The sequence below is a fragment of the Brevundimonas sp. UBA5936 genome (assembly GCA_002430835.1).
Classification (GTDB): Bacteria; Pseudomonadota; Alphaproteobacteria; order Caulobacterales; family Caulobacteraceae; genus Brevundimonas.
This window is the reverse complement of record DJDA01000001.1, coordinates 55,808-72,664: the sequence shown is the minus strand read 5'-3', so window position 1 is coordinate 72,664 and position 16,857 is coordinate 55,808. Positions and strand designations below refer to the sequence as shown.

General features: G+C 68.8%; 18 protein-coding genes. 9 read left to right on the top strand and 9 right to left on the bottom strand.

Going from position 1 to position 16,857, the window contains the following annotated elements; translation table 11 throughout:
• Nucleotides 1–963 (bottom strand): DUF2793 domain-containing protein (locus B2Y21_RS00365; protein ID WP_292055853.1); only part of this gene is annotated, 963 nt, incomplete at its 3' end.
• 226 nt (nucleotides 964–1,189) lie between these two features.
• On the opposite strand from B2Y21_RS00365, the gene B2Y21_RS00360 reads away from it, so the two are divergent.
• Entirely contained in the window at nucleotides 1,190–2,137 is a 948-nt protein-coding gene (locus B2Y21_RS00360) for an endonuclease/exonuclease/phosphatase family protein (protein ID WP_292055851.1), read from the top strand.
• Here the strand turns inward: B2Y21_RS00360 and B2Y21_RS00355 are convergent.
• Genes B2Y21_RS00355 through B2Y21_RS00330 form a run of 6 tightly spaced genes read right to left on the bottom strand, consistent with a single transcriptional unit; the run spans nucleotide 2,118 to nucleotide 7,010 of the window.
• A complete protein-coding gene (locus B2Y21_RS00355) occupies nucleotides 2,118–3,326 on the bottom strand; it encodes a CCA tRNA nucleotidyltransferase (RefSeq protein ID WP_292055850.1) in 1,209 nt (402 codons plus the stop codon). The two genes, B2Y21_RS00360 and B2Y21_RS00355, sit on opposite strands and share 20 nt — an antisense overlap.
• Nucleotides 3,323–3,997, bottom strand: coding sequence for a CoA pyrophosphatase (locus B2Y21_RS00350; protein ID WP_292055847.1), 675 nt, complete (start codon nucleotides 3,995–3,997; stop codon nucleotides 3,323–3,325). Before B2Y21_RS00350 ends, B2Y21_RS00355 begins: the two co-directional genes overlap by 4 nt.
• Complete coding sequence (locus B2Y21_RS00345) at nucleotides 3,994–4,554, bottom strand: DUF1285 domain-containing protein (RefSeq protein WP_292055846.1); 561 nt, start codon at nucleotides 4,552–4,554, stop codon at nucleotides 3,994–3,996. The genes B2Y21_RS00350 and B2Y21_RS00345 overlap by 4 nt, the downstream gene beginning before the upstream one ends.
• A gap of 48 nt (nucleotides 4,555–4,602) precedes the next feature.
• Nucleotides 4,603–5,115: a GNAT family N-acetyltransferase gene (locus tag B2Y21_RS00340; RefSeq protein WP_292055845.1), complete on the bottom strand. Its 513-nt coding sequence runs from the start codon at nucleotides 5,113–5,115 to the stop codon at nucleotides 4,603–4,605.
• A gap of 51 nt (nucleotides 5,116–5,166) precedes the next feature.
• Nucleotides 5,167–5,940, bottom strand: a complete 774-nt coding sequence (locus tag B2Y21_RS00335; protein WP_292055843.1) for an enoyl-CoA hydratase — start codon at nucleotides 5,938–5,940, stop codon at nucleotides 5,167–5,169.
• Nucleotides 5,937–7,010 (bottom strand): MBL fold metallo-hydrolase, encoded by a 1,074-nt coding sequence (locus B2Y21_RS00330; protein WP_292055841.1) that lies wholly within the window; start codon nucleotides 7,008–7,010, stop codon nucleotides 5,937–5,939. The genes B2Y21_RS00335 and B2Y21_RS00330 overlap by 4 nt, the downstream gene beginning before the upstream one ends.
• A 112-nt stretch (nucleotides 7,011–7,122) precedes the next feature.
• On the opposite strand from B2Y21_RS00330, the gene B2Y21_RS00325 reads away from it, so the two are divergent.
• The 4 genes from B2Y21_RS00325 to B2Y21_RS00310 all read left to right on the top strand — a co-directional run bounded on the left by B2Y21_RS00325 (nucleotide 7,123) and on the right by B2Y21_RS00310 (nucleotide 10,487).
• The gene (locus B2Y21_RS00325) at nucleotides 7,123–8,052 is read left to right on the top strand and encodes a hypothetical protein (protein WP_292055839.1); all 930 of its coding nucleotides are present in this window, start codon (nucleotides 7,123–7,125) and stop codon (nucleotides 8,050–8,052) included.
• A 107-nt stretch (nucleotides 8,053–8,159) separates the two neighbouring features.
• Entirely contained in the window at nucleotides 8,160–8,945 is a 786-nt protein-coding gene (gene xth, locus B2Y21_RS00320) for an exodeoxyribonuclease III (protein WP_292055836.1), read from the top strand.
• Between the two features lie 3 nt (nucleotides 8,946–8,948).
• A complete protein-coding gene (locus tag B2Y21_RS00315; protein ID WP_292055834.1) occupies nucleotides 8,949–9,491 on the top strand; it encodes a hypothetical protein in 543 nt (180 codons plus the stop codon).
• 75 nt (nucleotides 9,492–9,566) lie between these two features.
• Nucleotides 9,567–10,487 (top strand): cobalamin biosynthesis protein CbiG, encoded by a 921-nt coding sequence (locus tag B2Y21_RS00310; RefSeq protein ID WP_292055832.1) that lies wholly within the window; start codon nucleotides 9,567–9,569, stop codon nucleotides 10,485–10,487.
• Between the two features lie 34 nt (nucleotides 10,488–10,521).
• Here the strand turns inward: B2Y21_RS00310 and B2Y21_RS00305 are convergent, their stop codons facing one another.
• Entirely contained in the window at nucleotides 10,522–11,991 is a 1,470-nt protein-coding gene (locus tag B2Y21_RS00305) for a DNA repair protein RecN (protein ID WP_292055830.1), read from the bottom strand.
• 95 nt (nucleotides 11,992–12,086) lie between these two features.
• Nucleotides 12,087–12,950 carry an outer membrane protein assembly factor BamD gene (locus B2Y21_RS00300; RefSeq protein ID WP_003165550.1) on the bottom strand — a complete coding sequence of 288 codons (864 nt, stop codon included), beginning with the start codon at nucleotides 12,948–12,950 and terminating at the stop codon, nucleotides 12,087–12,089.
• A gap of 211 nt (nucleotides 12,951–13,161) precedes the next feature.
• Here B2Y21_RS00300 and B2Y21_RS00295 point away from each other — a divergent pair, with 211 nt between their 5' ends.
• The 4 genes from B2Y21_RS00295 to pth all read left to right on the top strand — a co-directional run bounded on the left by B2Y21_RS00295 (nucleotide 13,162) and on the right by pth (nucleotide 16,730).
• Nucleotides 13,162–14,097, top strand: a complete 936-nt coding sequence (locus B2Y21_RS00295; protein WP_200168837.1) for a ribose-phosphate pyrophosphokinase — start codon at nucleotides 13,162–13,164, stop codon at nucleotides 14,095–14,097.
• Nucleotides 14,098–14,207: 110 nt separating this feature from the next.
• Nucleotides 14,208–15,272 (top strand): hypothetical protein, encoded by a 1,065-nt coding sequence (locus B2Y21_RS00290; RefSeq protein WP_292055827.1) that lies wholly within the window; start codon nucleotides 14,208–14,210, stop codon nucleotides 15,270–15,272.
• 150 nt (nucleotides 15,273–15,422) lie between these two features.
• Nucleotides 15,423–16,037: a 50S ribosomal protein L25/general stress protein Ctc gene (locus B2Y21_RS00285; RefSeq protein ID WP_200168887.1), complete on the top strand. Its 615-nt coding sequence runs from the start codon at nucleotides 15,423–15,425 to the stop codon at nucleotides 16,035–16,037.
• Nucleotides 16,038–16,124: 87 nt separating this feature from the next.
• A complete protein-coding gene (pth, locus tag B2Y21_RS00280; RefSeq protein WP_292055822.1) occupies nucleotides 16,125–16,730 on the top strand; it encodes an aminoacyl-tRNA hydrolase in 606 nt (201 codons plus the stop codon).
• Nucleotides 16,731–16,857 lie beyond the last annotated feature (127 nt).

Sequence of the window (16,857 nt, the reverse complement as noted above, 5' to 3'; positions counted from 1 at the left end):
CTCGCCCTGAGCGCCCGCAACGCTCGTACCGACGCCGCCCGCGCCGCCTGCGCCCACCGTGACCGTCACGCCCGCGACCAACGCCTCGGCCGCCCAATGCGCCGTCATGACGCCGCCCGCACCGCCGCCCCCGCCGCCGTACCGAAACGTTCCAGACGCGCCGATCCCTCCAGCGCCCCCGCCTCCGCCGCCGCCCAGGCAGACGACCTCGACCCAGCGCGCCCAGTTCGGCGGGGTCCAGCTTCCAGAGGTCGTCAGCACCGTCGTCTCGCGCCGCGTTGCGCCCAGACCGAACCAGGCGCGGCCGGTGCTGCGATCGATCCGCAGCGCCTCGCGCCAGGCGCCGCCGTCGGGGCTGACCTTCAGCCGCAGGTCGTCGTCGCCGACCAGACCTAACTCAGCCCGCCCGCCCCAGCCGCTCTGGAACAATAGGGACAGGACATCGCCCGCCGTCTGCTTGTTGAAGGTGAAGCGCAGATCGCCATCGCCACCGCTCTCGCTTTCCAGCGCGGTCCACAGCGCCTTGTTGGCCCGCACGGCGACGACGTTCGTCGCGTCCGCCGTGGTGTTCACGCCCAGACGGGTGATCTGCTGGATTTCTTCGGGCAGGCCGAAGGACAGGGGCGTCCAGACGCCTTCGCGGCGGACCAGTATCTCCTCGCTGTCCAGCACCACGGCCAGCAGACCGTCCGGCGCAGGAACCGGCAGCCAGCCGCCCCGCTCATGCCGCAGCAGACTACCTGCCGGATGCGTCGCCCAGTCCGCGCCCGTCGCCGCCCCCGGCAGGATGTGGAGCGCGCCCTCGGCCGGATCGGCAGGCTGCTGCGTCGTGGTGCGGCTGACCACCGCCGTCTGGATCAGGGCGTCCAGACGGGTCAGGGCCTCGTTCAAGGTCACGTGTTTCTGCAACTGTCCGGCCGCCAGATAAGGCAGGCCCAGCCGCGCGCTGGCGTCATCGCTCATGAGCGGTCTCCAAAGGTTGAGACCGCAGTCTGCTCAGGCCCCGAACCCCGGCGCACCGATCCACTCCAGACAGCGCCAAAGTCGGGAATTTTCTGGGATTGGCCGCGTCGGACGCGCTATTGACACGCGCCCCGCCCGCGCATTTGGACGCATGACGCCCCGCTCGACAGGCGCCGCGCCGACGCGCTAACCGGGGCGCCCACACGCTTTCTTCAAAGGTCGCTGCATGACCCTGACCCAGGCCCTGATGCGGCTGGCCGCCCTGGCCCTGCTGGCGCCGCCCGGCCTCGTCGCCGTCTCGGCGCTCAGCCGCATCGGCCACCGCCTGCCCGACCTGCTGACCCAGTTCACCGCGCCCGCCCTGGTCGCGACGGTCGTGCTGTGCGGCCTCTTCCTGCTGCTTCGCCTGTGGGACATGGCGGCGTTGGGCGCAGGCGCGGCGGGACTGCTGTTTTTGGCCGTCTGGCCCCAGTGGGCGCCTGAGAAAGGCCGCCCCGCCGGACCCGAAACCCTGACCATCTATTCCGCAAACCTGTGGGCGCGAAATCAGGATGTGGCGGCCATCACCCGTTCCATCGAACAGGCCGACGCCGATGTCGTCATGCTGATCGAACTGGGCGACGCCCCGGCCGCGCAACTAGACACGATCCTGGCCGCCTATCCGCACCGGGTCAGCACGCCGCGCAAGGAGCGGCCCAGCGGCGCCGCGCGTTCGGTGATCGCCTCGCGCCTGCCGCTGCATCGAGTGCGCGACGCCGACGGTCAGGGCCTGGCCGCCCTGGTCGCCCGGGCCGAGACGCCGCTGGGGCCGGTCAGCCTGATCGCCGTCCACATGACGCGGCCCTGGCCCTTCCAGCATCCCTACGGCCAGATCAGTCAGGCGCAACGCCTAGCCGGACTGCGCGCCGGACTGGAAGGCTCGGTCGTCGTGGCGGGCGACTTCAACAGCATCTCAAGCGGCCGCATCGGCCGTCAGATCAAGGCCGAGACGGGCCTGATCCCCGCCCCCGCCCGGCCGGGCACCTGGCCCTCGGCCCTGCCCGCCTCCCTCGGCATCACCATCGACCACGTCTGGCGCTCGCCCGATCTGGCGCTGGTCGAGCGACGGCTGGGCCAGAAGACAGGCTCGGACCACCGCCCGGTGATCGTGCGCCTCAGCCGGGCCGAGCCATAAGAGCCTTCAGCCGCGCTTCGTGCCCATGGTCGGGGAAGTCGTCGGCGATCCAGCTCTGCTCGAAAGCCTTGAGCAACCGCCCCGTCTCCGGCCCCGGAGACAGGCCCAGCCGCGCCAGATCCTTGCCCCCCACCGGCAGCTTTGGCGGCGTCCAGTCCGCCGCCAGCGCCAGCAGACGTCGCACCGCCCCGGCGTCCGCGCCCGCCGCCCACGCGCGATAAAGCCGATCCTCCACCGCCTGACGCCCGGCGCGCCAGAGGACGGCGCGCGCCTCGACTTCGCTCATTTCCGGGTCAATGCGTTCGGCGACCGCCTCGACCAGCCGGTCCCGCTGCGCGTTCGACAGCCGCAGCTTCAGCGCCGCCGCGCGCACGGCCTCTGCATCATGCGGCAACAGGGCCGACAGACGCAGCACCGGGTCCGCACTGACCTCAACCATCGCCTCGAACAGCGTCAGACGTTCCGGCTGCGGCGCCAGCCGCCCCAGCACGCCCGCCTCATCCATCAGCCCCACCGCCGCGCGCGGATCGGGCGCGGCCAGCAGCTTTAGAAGTTCCTTCGACACCCGCTCGGCCGACAGTTGCTCCACGCCCTTCGCCAGAGCCGCGCAGGCTTCCACCGCCGCCGCATCCGGCGCGCCGCGCCCATACCAGGCGAAGAAGCGATAGAAGCGCAGGATACGCAGATAGTCCTCGCGGATGCGCTGCTCCGGCTCGCCGACGAAGACGATCCGTCCGGCCAGGGCGTCCTCATACCCCGCGCCGGTCGGGTCGAGGATCAACCCGTCCGCATCGGCATAGAGGGCGTTCAGGCGGAAATCCCGCCGCGCCGCATCCTCGGCCCAATCGTCGGTGAAGGCGACGGTGGCGCGGCGCCCGTCGGTCGAGACGTCCCGGCGCAGGGTAGTGATCTCGAACGGCTGGCGCTCCGATATGGCCGTCACCGTGCCGTGCTCCATGCCCGTCGGCACGCTCTTCAGGCCCGCCGCCCTCAGCGCCCTGACCACCGCCTCGGGCGTCAGGATGGTGGCGATGTCCACGTCGTCGATCGACGCGCCCAGGACGGCGTTGCGCACGCAGCCGCCGACGAAGCGGGCGCAGTCCGCCCCGCCCGCCGCCGCCAACGCCGCCATCACCGCGCGTGTGGCGCTGGACGTCAGCCAGTCCTGCCCCTCAAGGACACGGCTCATTCGACGCTCTCGGTCGCATCGGCCTCGGCGGCCTGATGCGGCGCAGCCTCTTCGCCATAGAGCCGGTTGAACAGCCCCTTCAGAATACCCGCCGTCGCGCCCCAGATGTAGCGCTCGCGATAGGGCATGGCCCAGAACCAGCGGCGCGGCCCGTTCTCCTGATCATAATAGTCACGGCGATGGTTCACCGGGTCCATCAGGAAGTCCCACGGCGCCTCGAACACCTCAGCCACCTCGGCGGGCGAGGCGGTGACGACCGGCGGCGCCGTCAGCCAGCCCACCACCGGCGTCACCAAAAAGCCGGTGCCCGTCTCATAGGGATCGCCCAGTCCCAGAGGTTCGACCACGGCAGGGTCCAACGCGATCTCCTCCCATGCCTCGCGCAGGGCCGCGTCCAGCGCTGTCTCGCCGGGATCGAGCCGCCCGCCCGCAAAGGCGATCTGCCCCGTATGGCTGGCCAGACTGTCGGATCGCCGGGTCAGCAGCACGCTGGGACCATCGTCACGCGCGATGATGGGGATCAGCACCGCCGCCGGCCTCAGCTTGACCTTCGGGCGGCTGAAATCGGGGTTCAGGTCATAGTCGGACCGCACCGCCACACGCTCCGGCGACCAGTCGGACACCGGGTCCAGCCGCGCCTGAAGGCGCGCCTTCAAGCTGTTGCACGTCACAGGCCCGCCCCTTCCGGTCCCAGCGGAAACGTCACGCCGCCCGACCGCACGGCCAGGCGCCCGTCCGCCTCCTGCGCCCGCTCGACCAGTTCATAGAAGACCGGCCGCGCGATCCGCGCCCACAGGTCGCCCCGCACATGGACGCGCGGCGCAGGCTCGCCAGTCGCCGCGTCCGTCTCGACGACGATGGCGTGGTCGGGGCCTGCGGCGGCCTCATCGCCCTGATCCGTGGTGAAGACCAGGGCGTCGCCTTCCTCACGCACCGCCACGGCGCGGAACGGCAGGTCTTCGACCGCGATCTTCAGCTTCTCGACCGGCGTGACCAGATGATAGCCGTCCGGGTCATTCCTCAGCACCGTCGAGAACAACCGCACCAGTTCGGCCCGACCAATGGGCGAGCCCTCATGCATCCACACGCCATCGGCGCGGATCAGGATGTCGATTTCGCCGCAATGCTCAGGATGCCACAGATGCACCGGCGGCAGGCCACGCCCCGGCGCCTGCCGCGCAGCCTCGGCCACGCCTGTCAGACCCGAAGATGTCGGTGGGTTCGTCATATCCGAACTATGGGATGCGTCGCCTCGCAAAGGAAGGCTGCGCCCGGCTCAGACGTCGGGGCGAACCGCTCCAACCGGCGCCGCTGCGGTGAAGGGCAGCCACATCACCCGCCGCTGATCCACCGGCCCCGGCAGCACGGCGTCGGGCGCAGGCACGAACCCGAAACGCGAGAAATAGGGAGGATCGCCGACCAGCAGGACGCCGTCCAGCCCCAGGGCCTTCGCCTCTGCGATACAGGCCCGCACCATTTCGCCGCCCAGCCCGGTGCTGCGGCTGGCCTTGTCCACGGCGATCGGCCCCAGAAAGACCGAACGCGCCTCGCCGGTCAGGATCGACCACAGCCGCACCGAGCCGATCAGACGCCCGCCTTCATACAGGCAGAACCCCGCCGCCAGCGGCGCGCGCTCGCGCAGACGCTCGGCCGTCTTGGCGAAGCGGCCGGGACCGAAGGCGGCGATGACCAGGGCGTCGACGGCGGCCGCGTCGGCCGTCGTCTCACGCGTGATCGCCCCCGCAGTCTGCAGGTCGTTTTCAGGGGCGGAGGCGGGCGCGGCGTTCATGCGCGGCCCCTAGTCCCCCGCGCCCCTCGAATCAATCGCGATTTCGCGACATCAGCCCAGTTTGGAAAAGTCCGGCGCCCGCTTCTGGCTGAAGGCCATGAAGGCCTCCATCGCCTCGGGGCTGCGCATCTGCGAACCAAAGGCCTTGGCCTCGCGCTGCATCACCGTCCACAACAGCTCCGCGTTGCGCATCAACGCCTTGGTCTTGCGGATGGAGTTGGGTGCCCGCGCCGCCAGCTTGGCCGCCAGGTCGGCCGCCGTCGCCTCGACCTGGTCGGCCGGAACCGCGCGGTTGGCCAGGCCCCAGGCCAGCGCCGTCCTGCCGTCGATCGCCTCTCCCAGGGCGAACAATTCAAAGGCGCGCTGGTGGCCGATATTGGCGCCCAGCAGCAGCGAAGACGCGGCCTCGGGCGCCAGGGCCAGGTTGACGAAGGGTACGGACAGCAGGGCGTCCTCGGCCACTACCACCATGTCGCAATGCAGCAGCAGCGTCAGGCCGATGCCCACCGCCCGGCCGCGCACCGCCGCCACCGCAGGCTTGTCCAGATCCGCCAGCGCCTTCAGGAAGCGGAACACCCCCATCTCGACCAGGTCGCCCGGCGTCTGACCCAGGGAGATGAAGTCGGCGATGTCATTACCCGCCGAGAAGGAATCCCCCTCGCTGCGGAACAAGATGACGCGCACGGCGTCGTCGGCTTTCGCCTTCTCGGTCGCGTCGGCCAGGGCCGTGTACATGGCCTGGGTGATGGCGTTCTTCTTGTCCGCGCGGTCGAAGACGACCGTCAGGACGCCGCCGTCCAGTTGGGTCCGGATATGTTCGCTCATTGGCCTGTCTCCAAAAGGCTCCACCAGTCGACGCCGTCCTCGTCCCGCGCGCGGCGGACCCGACCCTGGCGTTCAAGATAGTTCAGATGCGCCAGCGCCTCGCCGGTCGCCATGCCCAGCACGGCGTCGCCCACCGGGCGGGCAAACAGGGCGCCGAACACGTCCACGGCGCGGCACGGCGTCCGCAGCGTCTTCTCCAGCCGTTTCAGCGCCACCTCATGCCCGCGCATCAGCGCCTCCAGCCGCAAGGTCACGCCGTAAAACGGCTCCCCGTGCGACGGCAGCACCAGCAAATCGCCCGGCAGCCGGTCCTTCAGCGCCGCCAGCGACCGCAGCCAATCGCCCAGCGGATCGGCCTCAGGCTCCGTCGGCCAGATCGAGATGTTGGAGGAAATGCGCGGCAGGATCTGATCGCCCGCGATGAAGACGCCGTCCTTCTCGCGCCACAGACAGACGTGTTCGGGACTGTGTCCCTCGCCGATCACCACGCGCCATTCATCGCCGCCGATGCTCAGAACATCGTCGTCCTGCACCCGACGATAACCGCGCGGGAAATCCTGAACCATGCGGCTGAAGCCGCCGTAGCCGGCTCGCCAGTGCGTGATCTGCGCGTCGGACCAACCCGCCGCCCGATAGAAGACTTCGGCCCCCGTCGGCGGCCCCAGGGTCTCGTCGGCGATCAGCATCCGCGCGGTCACATACTCCGTCCGCGACATCAGCAACGGTGCGTCGAACCGTTCGCACAGCCAGCCCGCCAATCCAATGTGATCGGGATGCATGTGGGTGCAGATGACGCGCGTGATCGGCCGACCGCCCAGAACGCCCGCCAGAGCCTTCGTCCAGCCCTCACGCGAAACATCCGTCGCCAGCCCGGCGTCGATAACGACCCAACCGTCGCCGTCCTCGATGGCGTAGAGGTTGATGTGGTTCAGCGCCATCGGCAGCGGCAACCGCAGCCACAGCACGCCGGGCGCAACCGCTATGGCTTCGCCCGCCACAGGCACGGCCTCAAACGGGTAAGTCAGGCCGCGTTCCGTGCGGGAACTTGTCAGGGTGTCGCCGTCAGCCAAGTCCGTCTCCAATTGCAACCGTCCTTTTAGAGCGGCTTTTCGACGGCGTCCATTCTTGACCGAGGTCGCCCGCGCGGTCAGGGATAGCGCTCTGTTCATTTGGAGCGTCCCCGTGTCTCGCAATGCCCGCACCTTCGTCGCCCTGAGCGCGGCGGTCCTCATCTCCGGTCTCGCCACCCCTTCTTTCGCCCAGCGCACGTCGCAAAACCCCGACGGTCCTCAGGTGACCGAGAGCAGCGGCGGCCGCGCCTCGCGTGGTCGTCAACGTCAGCCCCGCGCGCCCCAGCCGCCCAGCGCCGAAGAGGTCCAGGCCGCCGCCCAGGGCGTGCTGACCGCCACCAACACCAACTGCCAGATCAGCGAGTCTGTCCTGCTGGGCCAGTCGCCCAACAAGGAGTCGCTGTACGAAGTCGCCTGCGCCAGCGGCCCCGGCTACCTGCTGCTCACCTCGACGCCGCCGCAGGCCACCGACTGCATGGTGCTGGCCTATTCGGCCGAACAAGCGCGCGCTCGCGACCCCAACGCCGACGTCGGTTCGCAGTGCAGCCTGCCCGCCAATAACAACGCCATGGCCGTCATGACCGCCTTCGCCAAGGAAGCGGGCCTGGCCTGTACGGTCGACGAAGGCTCCATCATCGGCGCCAAACCCGGCGGCGCCGTGGTCTATGAAATCGGTTGCGCCGGCGTTGACGGCGCCCAGATCAACAAGGCGGCCGCGGGTTGGGAAATCTCCTCCTGCATGGAGCTGGCCTCGGCCAACGCCTCGTGCCGCTTCACCACGCCGGCCGAGCAGGTCGCCACGCTGAAGGGCTGGCTGACCGGTTCCGAAGCCGCCGCCTGCGACGTCAGCCAGGCCCTTTACATGGGCAAGAACGCCAACGGCTCCTTCTATGAAGCCGCCTGCAACGGCGCCGACGGCGTCATCGTCCGCTTCGATACGGCCAAGGCCGTGCAGCAGGTCTACCCCTGCGCCACCGCCCAGCAGGTCGGCGGCGGCTGCAAGCTGACGACCACGGCTCCGGCCGCTGCGCCGAACAGCTGATCCTCAGTTCAGGCTGAAAATCAGACGCCGCCGGAGCGATCCGGCGGCGTCTTTGTTTTGCCCGCCCCTCTTCCCGAACGAAGCGGCTCACCTTAGCCTTGCGTCCCATGCGCATCGCCACCTGGAACGTGAACTCGGTCAACGCCCGCCTGCCTACGGTGCTGGAGTGGATTCAGGCCGCCAACCCCGACGTCGCCTGCTTCCAGGAGATCAAATGCGTGGACGAAAAGTTCCCGCGCGAGGCCTTCGAAGACCTGGGCTACAACGTCGAGACGCACGGCCAGAAGAGCTACAACGGCGTCGCCCTGCTGTCGAAATACCCGCTGTCGGACGTACGGCGCGGCCTGCCGGGCGACGATACGGACGAACAGGCCCGCTATCTGGAGGCCCTGATCGAGGCGCCCCGCCCGATCCGCGTCGCCTCCATCTACCTGCCCAACGGCAACCCGCTGGGCACCGAAAAATTCCCCTATAAGCTGGCCTGGTTCCAACGCCTTCAGAACCACGCGCGCGAGCTGCTGGCGCTGGAAGAGCCGCTGGCCCTGTGCGGCGACTACAACGTCATCCCCGAGGCCGAGGACGCCAAGAACCCCGCCGCCTGGGCCGAAGACGCCCTGTTCCAGCCGGAAAGCCGCGAGGCCTTCCGCGCGCTGAAGTGGCTGGGTCTGGCCGATTCCCACGAACTGGGCCGCGAACCGGCCGGAACCTTCACCTTCTGGGACTATCAGGCGGGCGCCTGGCAGCGAAACCACGGCATCCGCATCGATTTCGCCCTGCTGTCGCCCCAGGCCGCCGATCGCTTCCGCGCCATCGAGACGCACCGCGACGCCCGAGACATGGAAAAGCCCAGCGATCACGTTCCCGTCGTGGTCGATCTGGATCTGGAGGCCTGATCCATGGGCGACACGTTCAGGGCCATTCTGCTGATCGCCCTGATCGCCGCCTTCCTGACCACCGGCGTCCTGCTGTTTTCCTGGTGGATGGAGTCCGAGCGGCGACTGCGGCGGGCGATGAAGAAGGCGCTGGGCGCCCCGGCCGACACCCTGGCCCTGTCCGCCCATGAAGGCCGCGCCGCCGGGCTGGATCTCGCAGGCGGCCAGCTGGCGGTCCTGTGGAACCGGGGCGCCATGGGGCTGGTTTACGCCTTCGAGGAAGTGCTGGGCGCAGAGATCATCGTCGACGGCCATGTGATCGCCCGCGTCCTGCGCGGCCAACACCGCAAGGAAATCGACCTCGACGCGCCCGACGCCGAACTGGTCGTGATGCGGTTGATCTTCAGCGACCCGCACAACGCCGAGTTCGAGCTGGCCCTGTGGAACGGATCGCGCACCGCCCCCGCCTCAGAGGCCGAGACGGCGACCGGAACCCGCTCTCCCGGCGAGGGTCTGCGGCTGGGGCGCCGCTGGTTGTCGCACGTCGAAGCCTTGATGCAACGCTGATCGCCCTTCACGGCTTGAGTCTGGGCGGCTAGAAGCCCCCGTTCCTGTTCTTCGCTTCTTTCTTCAGGAGCCCCCGTGGCCCGCCTTTTCGACGCCTACATCATCGCCAACTGGACCGCCGCCGAAGGCAAGAAGCTGGGCGAACAGACCCTGTGGATCGGCGTCGCCAAACGCGACGTGCGCTTCCGCCTCTATGCCGAGACGCACAACGTCGCGACGCGCGCCGAGGGCGAAAAGCTGATCGCCGACCTGCTGGCCGAACACCGCAAGCGCGGCGACCGCGTCCTGGTGGGCTTTGACTTCGACTTCGGCTTCCCCGCGGGGACCGCTGCGCGGCTGAAGCTGGACGGCCGCCCGTGGGACGCCATGGGCAAGTTCCTGGCCGCCAACATCGTCGACAAGGCCGATAATTCGAACAACCGCTATCAGGTCGCGGCCAAGATGAACCGCCTGATGACGGACGAGCCCTGGCCCTTCTGGGGCGCGCCCGCCAGTCAGGCCCAGCGCTGGCTGACCACGACCAAGCCGCCCGAAGGCGCCGGCGCCGACATCCCCGAGTTCCGCGCCACTGAACTGGCCGCGCGCAAGGACAAGCTGCCGCCCAAGAGCGTCTGGCAGATGCACGGCGCGGGCGCGATCGGCGGCCTCACCCTGGTCGGCGTGCCCATGCTGCGCCGCCTGCTGGACACTCTGGGCGCCTCGGCCGCCGTCTGGCCCTTCGGCACCGGCTGGCGCGAACTGACCGAGGCCGACATCGAGCCTCTGTCGGCCGTCGTCGTCGAAGTCTGGCCCCTGATGTTCGAGGCCAAGCGCGGCGTCAGCGCCGATGGCGTCAAGGAATACAAGACTCAAGCCCAGGTCCGCGCCGCCGCCGAAGCCTTCGCCCGCATGGACGACGCCGGCGACCTGCAGAAAGCCTTCGCCCCGCCCGCTGGCGCGGACGAAACCCTGATCGCCCAGGTCGAGGGTGAAGAAGGCTGGATCCTGGGGGTCTAAGCCTTCCTTCTCCCCTTGAGGAAGAAGGAAGAAGTCAGCCGATCAGCACCCGCGCCGCCGCGCGCGCTTCATCGGTGATCTCGGCGCCCGAGAGCATCCGCGCGATCTCTTCCTGACGCGGGCCTTGCTCCAACACGTCGATGGAGGTGCGGGTGTGGCCCTCGACATCGGCCTTGCGGACCTTCCAGTGGGCGTGGCCGCGCGCCGCGACCTGCGGGCTATGCGTCACGACCAGCACCTGCGCCCCGCGCGACAGGCGTTGCAGGCGCCCGCCGACGGCCTCGGCCACGGCGCCGCCAACGCCCTGATCCACCTCATCGAAGATCATGACCGGCTGGCGCTGGTCCTCGCGGCTGGCCAGCGCCGCCTTCATCGCCAGGGCGAAACGCGCCAGTTCCCCGCCCGACGCCACCGTATCCAGCGGCCCGAAGGCGGTACCGGCGTTGGTCGCCACCTCGAACCGCACCGTCTCGACGCCCAGCGGGCCGCGACGCCCCTCGACCGGCTCCAGCGTCACCCGGAAGCGAGCGCGCTCCAGCTTGAGCGGCCCCAGTTCGTCCATGACGGCGGCGACCAGCCGGTCCCCCGCCGCCTCGCGCGCCGAGGTCAGCAGCAGGGCCGCCACATCATAGGCCTCGATCGCGGCGGCGACGTCGCGGCGGGCCTTGGTCAGGGCTTCCTCGCCGTCCTCGATCAGGCGCAGTTGCTCGCGCAGGCGCACCCGCAGCGCCGGCAGGGCCTCGACCGTCGTGTTCAGCTTGCGGGCGGCGGCGCGCAGGNNCAGCTTGTCCCCGCCCAGCAGATTGCGCGCATCGGCCAGATCGGCCACCGCCTTCTCCGCCGCGCCCAGGATGGCGCGTTCGCCCGCCAGTTCCGTCTCTTCGTCCGGCTTGGGATCCAGGGCGTCGAGATCGGCCAGATTCTGCGCGATTTCCTCAGCCTTGGCCGCCGCCTCGGCGGCCGAGGCCTCCAGATCATCCAGATGGGCCTGCGCCGCCTTCAACCGCTCGGCCGCCCTCGCCACGCCCGCCAGTTGCGGCTGCAGCCCGCCGTAATTGTCCAGCAGGGCGCGGTGCGTCTTCCAATCCAGCAGGCCGACCGTCTCATGCTGGCCGTGCACCTCGACCAGCAGGGCGCCGATCTCGCGCAGGGCCGTCACCCCGGCGGGCTGGTCGTTGACGTAGGCCCGGCTGCGGCCGTCGGCCGACACCACCCGGCGCAGGATCAGCTCCTCGCCCGGCGCGACCTCGAAGCCGCGTTCGGACAGCAAGGCGATCAGCGCCTCATCATCAGGCGCGGTGAAGACGGCCGTGGCCGAGGCCTGCTTGGCGCCGTTGCGCACCAGCCCCGCGTCTGAGCGCGCACCCAGCGCCAGGCCCAGCGCGTCGAGGATGATGGACTTGCCCGCCCCCGTCTCGCCGGTCAGCACGGTCAGACCGTCCTCGACCTCCAGGTCAAGGGCGTCGACGAGGACGACGTCGCGGATCGAGAGGGTGGTCAGCATGGGCGATCTGATTCGATGTTTCGCCGCATCCTAGCCGGAAACAGAACAGGAACGCAGCGCCTTAATCACGCCGCGCCCTCTGCCCTGCGACCGGATCAGGCGCCGCCGGGGATCAGGCGTTGCAGCCAGGATTCGCGCTTGCCCTCAGGCTGGACCGTCGGGTTCTCGCCGCGCTCGCGCAGCAGAGCGAAGGCCTCAGCATACCAGGGGCTGCCCGGATAGTTGTGGCCCAGGACGGCGGCGTTGCGGGTCGCCTCCTCCGTCAGACCCAGGCTCAGATTGACCTCGACCAGACGATACAGGGCCTCAGGCGTGTGCGAGGTGCGCTGGAAGTCGGGGTTGTTGATGACGGCCTTGTAGCGGTTCAACGCGCCCAGCGGCTGGTTGGCGCGCTGGTAGTAACGGCCCACGGTCATTTCCTTGCCGGCCAGCTGGTCGTTGACCATGTCGATCTTGACCCGCGCATCGGTGGCGTAGGACGAACCGGGATAGCGGCGCACCACGTCGCGCAGGCCCGCCAGGGCGGCTTCGGCGTAACCCTGGTCCCGGCCCACATCGACGATCTGCTCGAAGTTGCAGACGGCCTTCATGTAGAAGGCGTAGCTGGCCGACGGATTGCCGGGGAACAGGGCGATGAAGCGGTCAGCCGCCGCGATCGCGTCCTGGTAGTTGTTGTTCTGATAATAGGCGTAGACCTGCATCAGGATCGCCCGACGCGCCCACTCCGAATAGGGGTGCTGACGTTCCACCTCCTGGAAGTAGTCGACGGCGTCCATCCAGCGCTTGGACTGCAGGCGCTGATAGCCGGTGTTGTAGAGGGCCTCGACCGGACGCTCCTCATAGGCCAGCTTCTGGCGCGGCTTGTTGCCGGCGCAGGCGGAAAGCGACAGGGCCGCGACGGCGACCGTCAACAGGGTCAGGCCGGTACGAGACTTCGAAGCGAGCAAGGGCGACCTCATCAAGATGCCTTCGGGACGCGGACACGCGACACGCGCCCTCGTTAGCAGGATGCGTCCTCTATAACAGCGCCCGCGCCCAAGCCAATCGGCTGAAATCGAAGATACGTCCGGAACACGGCTGGACGCCGCACCGTTCGCCGCCTAGAGAGCGCGTCCAGAAACGCATTCGCGACTATTGGCGGAGCGATGACGGCGAAAGGATGACCGGTCAATGAAGCTGCTTGCTGGCAATTCGAACCGGAGCTTGGCCCAGGCCATCGCTGCCCACCTGGACATGCCGCTGACCAAGGCCCAGGTGAAGCGCTTCGCGGACAATGAGGTGTTCGCCGTCGTCGAGGAGAACGTGCGCGGCGAGGATGTCTTCATCATCCAGTCGACCTCGTATCCGGCCAACGACAATCTGATGGAGCTGCTGATCATGACCGACGCGCTGGTGCGCGCCTCGGCCAAGCGGATCACGGCCGTCATGCCCTACTTCGGCTACGCCCGTCAGGATCGGAAGACCGGCGGCCGCACGCCGATCTCGGCCAAGCTGGTGGCGAATCTGATCACCCGCGCCGGCGCCGACCGCGTCCTGACCATGGACCTGCACGCCGGTCAGATTCAGGGCTTCTTCGACATCCCGACCGACAATCTGGTGGCGACGCCCGTCCTGGCCCAGGACATCAAGGATCACTATCCGAAGGGCGACGACCTGATGATCGTCTCGCCCGACGTCGGCGGCGTGGTGCGCGCCCGTTCGCTGGCCAGCCGCCTGAACGCGGACCTCGCCATCGTCGACAAGCGCCGCCCCAAGGCGGGCGAGAGCGAAGTCATGAACATCATCGGCGACGTCGAAGGCCGCCGCTGCATCCTGTTCGACGACATCGTCGATTCGGGCGGCACCCTGGTGAACGCGGCCAAGGCGCTGATCGACCGCGGCGCGACCGAGGTCTCGGCCTACATCAGCCACGGCGTCCTGTCGGGTCCGGCGGTCGACCGCGTCGCCAACGGCCCGCTGAAGGAGCTGGTGATCACCGACTCCATCGAACAGCCTGACGAAGTTTTGAACTGCTCGAAGATCCGTCGCGTGCCCGTGGCTCCGCTGATGGGCGAGGCGATTCGGCGCATCGCCAACGAAGAGTCGGTCTCAAAGCTGTTCGATTAAGGTTCGGCTAACCATTCCCTCCGCGATATAAGGGCTTGTAGTTCGGCAGGCGCTCTGCGCCTCCGACGCCCGTCCAAGTGCGTATCGCTTAAAACAAGGGAAGACCGCCGATGCCCCAGGCCTTCTTGCGCCGCGGCCTCTCCGTCGCCGCTGTCGCCGCCGCCGCCGTCCTGGCCAGCTGTTCGACGCCTGAGCCGGAAGCGCCGCCCCCTGCGCCGCCCCCGCCGCCCCCGCCCGCCCTGGCGCTGAACCAGAGCGTGGCCGAAGCCGCTTCGGTCTATGTCGCCTTCGTGCGCGAAGTCGGGTCGATCCAGGCCGGCTTCCCCGACGCCGAATCCATTCAGGCCGCCGTCCGTAAGGGCGCCGCCGTCGAGGCCGGCCAGTTGTCGCGCGGCATGATCGCCTATGGCGCCATCCTGGCCCTGCAATCCCCTGAATACGTCGCCGGCGTGCGCCAGTTCGCCTCCGACCCGGCCCAGCGTCAGCAGATGGTGTCGCGAATCGTCGCCGACCCGGCCTACGCCGCCACCCTGCCCGGCGCGGAAGCCGCCGCCGGCCTGATCGCCAGCACCATGGGTCAGGACGCGGCGACCATGACCGCCATCGCCGAGGCGGTGGAGACGGACGCCTACACCATCCAGGAACGCCGTGATCCGCGCCGTCGCTGGGCCACCCAGCCCGTCGCCGACCGCGTGGGTCGTCTGGAAGGCGCCAAGTCCCTTTCGGCCGTGCCGCGCCTGCCCTCGGCCGAGGACAGCGCCCGCCTGTTCGCCGCCGCCAACAGCGGCTCGGGCCTGAACCTGACCAGCGCCCAGCGCGGCGCGCCCTTCACCCCCGCCATTGTCAACTCCCTGGCCATCGCCGCCCTGGCGGCGCTGGGCGCGGCGGGCGAGGACGCCAAGGCCAACACCGACGCCCTGACGACCGAATCGAACAATGAGTTCTGCCTCAACATGTCGAAGTTGATGCTGTTCCAGTGCCTGGCGGCGGCCAAGCCGAACTATGAGGACATCTTCTGCGCCGGTCGTCACGTCGTCCGCGACCTGGCCCAGTGCACCTCGCAGTATACGGGACCGATGCCCACCATCACCGTGGCTGTGCCGCCTGCGGGCGGGCCCACGCCGATGGCCCAGGCGCAGAACCAGTCCGCGGTCGCCGCAACTCCTAACGGCTAGGGCTGAATATCACTGCGGGCGAAGCCGGGGCGGTTGCGTCCGCCCCGTGTTCCGTGTAATAGCCCGCGCTCTTGAATTCGAAGGGTTCATGACCCCGCCGCGCGGGACACGGTTCTGCGCAGGCGTTTACTTGTATTGAAGGCGAGCCCGATGGCTGAGATCATTCTGAACGTTGATGTCCGCGAGAACGTGGGCACCGGCGGCGCCCGCGCCGCGCGCCGCGAAGGCGCCGTCCCCGGCGTGCTGTACGGCGGCGACAAGGCCCCGGTGGCCATCTCCGTGAACGAGCGCGAGTTCCGCAAGTCGCTGTACACCGGCAAGCTGATCGGTCACCTGGTGACCCTGAAGTACGGCAAGGAAACCCAGCCGGTCATCGCCAAGGACATCCAGTTCGATCCGGTTTCCGACCGTCCGCTGCACTTCGACCTGATGCGCGTCGGCGCCAAGGAAGAGATCAAGATCGAAATCCCGGTCGCCTTCGTCAACGCCGACGAAGCTCCCTACACCCGTCAGGGCGGCATGCTGGAAGTGGTTCGTCACACCGTCGAGATCATGGTCCGCGCCGACCGTATCCCGGCTGAACTGGTCGTCGACCTGAAGGGCCGCGAGATCGGCGAGAACATCCGCATCTCGGACATCCAGCTGCCGGAAGGCGCCTCGGCGACCATCACCGACCGCGACTTCATGATCGCCGCGATCAAGAACTCGGCCGCCGCTCAGTCGGACGCCGGCGACACCACGGCGGAAGCTGAAGCCGAAGCCTGATCGGCTTTCTTCCTCTGAAAGATACAGCCCCGCCGGGTTCGCCTGGCGGGGCTTTTCTTTGTCTGAAGCACGGGGCATGAGGACCGCATGATCATCATCGCCGGCCTGGGCAATCCCGGCCCCAAATACGAAAAGAACCGCCACAACATCGGCTTCATGGCCGTGGACGAGATCGCCAGCCGCTGGCGCTTCGGCCCGTCGCGCGCCAAGTTCCAGTCGATCGTCGCCGACGGCGAGATCGAGGGGACCAAGATCCTGCTGATGAAGCCCCAGACCTATATGAACGAGAGCGGCCGCGCCGTAGGCGAGGCGGCGCGCTTCTACAAGGTGAAGCCCGAACACGTCATCGTCTTCCACGACGAGATCGACCTGGCCCCCGGCCGCTTCCGCATGAAGAAGGGCGGCGGCGCAGCGGGTCAGAACGGCGTGCGCAGCCTGATCAGCCACCTGGGCGCCGACTTCCGCCGCGCCCGCATGGGCGTCGGCCACCCCGGCGAGCCGCAACTGGTCATGCACCACGTCCTGGGCGACTTCCACAAGGCGGACAAGCCTTGGCTGGACGCCATGCTGCAGGCCTGCGCCGATGCCCTGCCCTTCGCGGTGGCGGGCGACGACGAACGCTATCAGGGCGAAGTGATGCGCCTGGCTCCTGCTCCCAAGTTCAGCCCCAGGCAGGCGGCGAAGGGGGAGTAACGCAACGCCTCTCCCTCCCCTTCATGGGGAGGGTGGTCGCGCAGCGACCGGGTGGGGAGGGGCTGGTGATCGGCCCTCGGCGCCTGACTAGCCTTGCCGCCCCCACCCGACTTCGGCCTAACGGCCT